The organism is uncultured Nevskia sp. (assembly GCF_903885465.1).
Taxonomy (GTDB): domain Bacteria; phylum Pseudomonadota; class Gammaproteobacteria; order Nevskiales; family Nevskiaceae; genus Nevskia.
In genome coordinates, this window is record NZ_CAISIQ010000202.1 from 1 (window position 1) to 4,705 (window position 4,705).

At 61.8% G+C, this 4,705-nt stretch carries 6 protein-coding genes and 1 pseudogene; 1 reads left to right on the forward strand and 6 read right to left on the reverse strand.

Annotation, left to right across the window (positions count from 1 at the left end; genetic code table 11):
• The 3 genes and pseudogenes from QZY06_RS07725 to QZY06_RS07735 form a co-directional block, all read right to left on the reverse strand.
• Positions 1-576 (reverse strand): annotated as a pseudogene (locus QZY06_RS07725) (hypothetical protein); the annotation flags it as partial.
• Positions 573-1,412 (reverse strand): hypothetical protein, encoded by an 840-nt coding sequence (locus QZY06_RS07730; RefSeq protein WP_295682465.1) that lies wholly within the window; start codon positions 1,410-1,412, stop codon positions 573-575. The pseudogene QZY06_RS07725 and the gene QZY06_RS07730, both read right to left, overlap by 4 nt.
• A 166-nt stretch (positions 1,413-1,578) precedes the next feature.
• On the reverse strand, positions 1,579-2,070 hold the full coding sequence (locus tag QZY06_RS07735) for a hypothetical protein (RefSeq protein ID WP_295682468.1): 492 nt from the start codon (positions 2,068-2,070) through the stop codon (positions 1,579-1,581).
• Between the two features lie 333 nt (positions 2,071-2,403).
• On the opposite strand from QZY06_RS07735, the gene QZY06_RS07740 reads away from it, so the two are divergent.
• Entirely contained in the window at positions 2,404-2,802 is a 399-nt protein-coding gene (locus QZY06_RS07740) for a hypothetical protein (RefSeq protein WP_295682470.1), read from the forward strand.
• A 34-nt stretch (positions 2,803-2,836) separates the two neighbouring features.
• Here QZY06_RS07740 and QZY06_RS07745 read toward each other — a convergent pair whose 3' ends face one another.
• The 3 genes from QZY06_RS07745 to QZY06_RS07755 are packed head-to-tail and all read right to left on the reverse strand — an operon-like array spanning position 2,837 to position 4,556.
• A complete protein-coding gene (locus QZY06_RS07745) occupies positions 2,837-3,364 on the reverse strand; it encodes a nuclear transport factor 2 family protein (protein ID WP_295682473.1) in 528 nt (175 codons plus the stop codon).
• A 16-nt stretch (positions 3,365-3,380) separates the two neighbouring features.
• Positions 3,381-3,908 (reverse strand): DUF411 domain-containing protein, encoded by a 528-nt coding sequence (locus QZY06_RS07750; RefSeq protein WP_295682475.1) that lies wholly within the window; start codon positions 3,906-3,908, stop codon positions 3,381-3,383.
• A 15-nt stretch (positions 3,909-3,923) separates the two neighbouring features.
• Positions 3,924-4,556, reverse strand: coding sequence for a cytochrome c (locus tag QZY06_RS07755; RefSeq protein ID WP_295682479.1), 633 nt, complete (start codon positions 4,554-4,556; stop codon positions 3,924-3,926).
• Between the last annotated feature and the right edge of the window lie 149 nt (positions 4,557-4,705).

Below are 4,705 nucleotides of genomic sequence, written 5' to 3' on the forward strand. Positions count from 1 at the left end.
CGACTGCTGCATGGCGCTGTTGTCGCCCACTTGCGCTGCCTGCTCAAGTGACTCGGCACCGGCGGCGAGCCGCGCCATGCCTTCCTCGAGTTGCTGGCTCGCCAGCGCGTCGATCTCGGCGCGCTTCTCAGGTGTGAGCGCAGGCAGCGTCATCAGCGAAGGGTAGATGGGCGTCTTGGCGGCAGCTCCGCAGCCCGCGCCCATGCATCCACCGGCAGCCGCGGGTGCTGCCATCCCGGCCATCCCGCCCGTGGCCCCCGGGGTGGCCGGTGCCATCATCTGGCTCATCATGTCCATCATTCCGCCCATGCCCCCAGCCATTGCTGGTGCGGCCGGCGCGCCGGATGCCGATGCGGGCGCCGCCATGGGTGCATTGGGTGCCATCCCCGTTGCTGCAGCTTGACCAGCCGTGGCAGCCATCGGTGCGCCATCGGCCATCGCCGGTACGGCGGGTGCGTCTGCGGGGGCCGCGCCGGGATGATGGCTCGCGTGCTCGTCAGCCGTCAGTGCGCGTGCGGGAATCGCGATGATCGCCAGCGTCACCATGATGCTGCCGATGAGCGCGGGTCCGTTCACTTGGCGCTCGTTCCGTGGGTGACCTTGCGCTTTGTGTCGCTTCCGCTGCCCATGTTGTCCATCGGATCGTTGGCCATTGGGGGCGTCCCGGACACGGCTGCCGCCGCTGGGGTGGCAGACCCCAGCAGTGCGTTCCGCTGAGCGTCGGTCAGAATGCGAGCTGCCTCCCCAACGGCTCGGATGAACGCGATTCGTTGATCGCCTCTCAATTTTTCGATGTCGCGCACTTTGGTGCCGAGCGCCATCGAATCGGGCTGGTCGGAAGCCGTGAGCATCCACAGATCCTGTTCCGCCTGTTCGATCTTGCGCTGCGCGACCGCAGTTGCCGCCATCGACGTCTCCATGATTTGGTTGAGCGCGACAGCTTGGTCGGTGCTCAGCTTGAGCGCCGTGGAGTAGTCGAGGAAAAAGCCGGTCGCCCCGACGTGGTAAAGGTGCGAAACACCAGGAAAGCCCGGCAGGTCAGATTTGATCGTCGGCGGCGTCGCCCCCGACACGCTCATCTTCCCCATCATTCCGCTGCAACAGCCTGCTGCCGGCATCACCTTGGCGGTCATCGCCGGCGGAGTGGCCCCAACGCGTGTCGGCGTTGCATCAGTCGCAGCCACGACGACCGGTGATGCTCCGGTATTGAAACTCCAGTATTGAGGCCCTGTTTCGAATGCAGCCTGGATCGATACGAGCCGGGATCTGAATTGCGCAATCCCCTGAGCGAGGCTCGAGTTCCGTGAGGAACTGACGGTGGTCACGGACTGCCGCTCGTTCTCCATCGGCGTCGATTGGGCAAACGCAGTCGGCAGAGGCATCAGGATGGCGATGAGTAGCACCATGATCATCGTGGCTGCCCATGCCGGGAATCGTGGTCGACAAGGGCGAGCGCCGGAGATCAGGACCAATCTGATCGCTTGCTCCGACGAACGCCCCGCCATGGAGAACCCTTGGCCATTCGCTTGTGAGTCGGCAGCAGCATCGTTGTGAAAGCGGCTGCCGCAAGTCGACACACTATTTCTTCGCGGGTGCTTCAGCAGCGTGCTCGTCCTTCGGAGCGCAGTCGCCGCTCTGATGCTTCCGCGGTTCCTTTTCCTTCATGTTGCGCATGGCTTTTCCGTCGGCTGCGGAATGATCCATCATGAGGTGCGTCTCACACGGTTGAGGACCGGTGGGTGCCGAAGTTTCACCCGCCGTGTACGTCTCGACCTTGCGGTCCTTCATCGTTCGCATCGCCTTACCGTCGGCGGCGGAATGGTCCATCTTGTTGAAGACTTTGCCTTTGTTCGACGTATCCGGCGTCGGCTCTTCGCCGGCAACATGGGTCTTGATCTTCTTGTCCTTCATCGTGCGCATCGCCTTGCCGTCAGCCGGCGAGTGGTCCATCAGCATATGGACTTCGGGCTTGGCCTCTGCGGGAGGAGCCGCGTCTTCGGCGGATACGGTTCCGGCCAATGTCAGGCCGAGAAAGGAAAGCGCGATGAGACAGTTTGCTAATCGTTTCATGGTGAAACTCCGTAGGTTGGCGGGACTGTCACGGCACTGTAAAAGCCGACAGCCGCGCCAGCTTTGACCTAGGTCAAAGCTGGGCCGATTGCCCAATTTCAGGCGATTCGCGGGCCTGACCGACAGCGTTACGGATTCGCAAGGGTCAAAACCGAAACAAGATTCACGAGCTGCATGGTAAGCGTTGTTCTATCCGTCATTCGTGCGCTAACCAACAGACCACCCCGCGTCCATCAGCAATACTGCAGAACACTCATATTTTTCCGACCGACACGCCCAGTGATTTTCAATTGCTGGCGACGTTTAGAAGTCGGTCAACCAAGGATAGAGATCATGAAAAGAATCAACGACACGCTCCTCGGCTTCGGGCTTCTGGCTTGCACGATGTTCATCGCGCCGCAGGCTGCCCATGCTGCGGACCCTGCGATGAAAGACCATACGGCGAGCATGATGATGATGATGCCGAAGACTGCGGACGAGCATCTGGCGATGTCAGACAGCTACAAACAGAAAGCCTCGGCTTACCGGCAAGATGCCGAAATGCACCGCAGCATGCTGGCCGACTACAAGAAGGGCGCTGTCGGTGGGCCGAAAGGGAGCGAAAACCCTTGGGTCAAGACCATGCGGCAGCATTGCGAAACCTACATCAAGGATGCCGAAAAACTGGCAAGCGACGCCGACAAGTTCACCGAATTCCACGCCATGAGGGCAAAGGAGATGCAAGGCAAGTAACTGCTGATCACCTGGAGCTTGGTGACGAGTCTCGTTATGGTTTGATCGGCGAATGCGGCGAATGCGGCGAATGCGGCGAATGCGGCGAAGACGACCAATGAACGTGAGCGATCCGCCAGCCAAGGTCGCCACGCTGCAAGACCAGCGACTCGGTGGAATCCAGGTCGATGTCGCGGTCCTTGTATCGGCCCTGCAAGCGAGACTTCGTGGCCACCCAGCGGGTATCCCCATTGCCGCCTGATTGTCGGGACAGCACCGTTCGCTTCAGGGCGGCCATGAAAGCGATGTCGGCAGGCAGATGGTGGCCGGCATACTCATCCGCCGAGGTTTCCGCTCCGCCCGATTCGAAGATCAGCACCTTCGGCAATAACAAGGCGCGGACGCTTGCTTGATCACCTGCGGCCAAGGCATCGGCGAATCGGTCTGCTATTTGTGCAGCGGAGTCATCTTTTGCCACCGGCGCCCCTTGGGCCACGACGAACACGAGCGCCAGGCACAGGATGACCGCTGTGATGTACAGCGACCACGGTCTTCCGCGGGAGGGACCGCAACAATTGCTCATGGCTGAATGCCCTCGGTTATGGAAGTGCTGGTGAACCCGCGGCCACTTCGCCATCTTTGGCAGGACCATGCGTCGAGAACACCTGACGCTGATCGTTATCGCCAAACAGGACGACATCAAACCGGTCCTGCCGATCGCCCTGTTCCATACCCGGCGAGCCGATCGGCATGTCCGGCACCGCGATGCCGAGGCCGGCAGGACGTTCAGCGAGCAGCCGTTTGATGTCCGATGCCGGGACATGTCCTTCAACCAGATAGCCGTCGACTCGCGCGGTATGGCAGGACGCAAGCCCCTGCGGGATGCCGAGCTTGGCCTTCAGCGGATTCATCTGCCCTTCGTTGTGGACTTCGACCCGGAAGCCGTTGGCCTTCAGGTGCTCCACCCATTTCGAGCAGCACGAACAGGTCGGGCTTTTCCAGACTTCGACGAGAGGGCCGGCAGCGGCAGCGGGAACTGGATCGGCGCCCGGTTTGCAGGCCGCGAGCATCAGGCTGACCAGGAGCAGGCAGCTGGTGCGCATCAGAAACGGAATTCGATTCGACATGAGGGGCTCCGGTGATCAGTGACTATGGCCTTCATGGCCGGATGCTTCTGCCGCGTGAGCAGCCGGCGATCCGGCTGGATCTTCCGAAGGCTCGACCGAACTCCGCGCCGTCAGGATCTGGTACTGCGCTGGCGTCAGCGTCGGCAGCTTCTGCAGGAAGGCGACCATCGCCCAGATCCGCCCATCGTCATGGGTGGCACCAAACGCCGCCATGCCGCTGGCCTTGATGCCGTGCTTGATGATCCAGAACTGGCGGGCGGCGCTGGTTTTCGGGTCGCCATGGCCGCCGCCTTCGCTGGCCTCAGCGTGGTGATGCGCTTTGGCGCTCATCGCCAGGTTCGGAGTCTGCGGATAGAGGCCGAGAGTGAACTCGGACTCGGTCTTGCCCGGCTTCAGATGGCAATCTGTACACATCTCGTTGTAGTCCTCGCCACCGGCCAGCAACAGTCCCGAATCGTCGAGTAGCGGGACGTCGATGGTGCGGATCGCGCGGGCGATGGAGCGTTCGCGCAGGGTTTCCAGCGCCCAGTAGGTCAGGCGGTTATGCGGCACGTCGGCGCCCATCGGATACAGACCCGAGTACAGGACCCCGAGCCCCGCCAAGCCACCGAGCGCGGCGACGATAAGCAGCGTTTTGACAGTCTTCATGGCTTATTTCCTTCGGCTCATTGCCCGTGCTTCGAGTGATCCATCCCGGGCATCGACGAGTGGTCCATGCCTGGCATCGATTCAGCCTTCGGAACGGTAGGCCGCGCCAACGGGCCGGAGGTCGACTTCACATACGGTTGCCGTCGTTC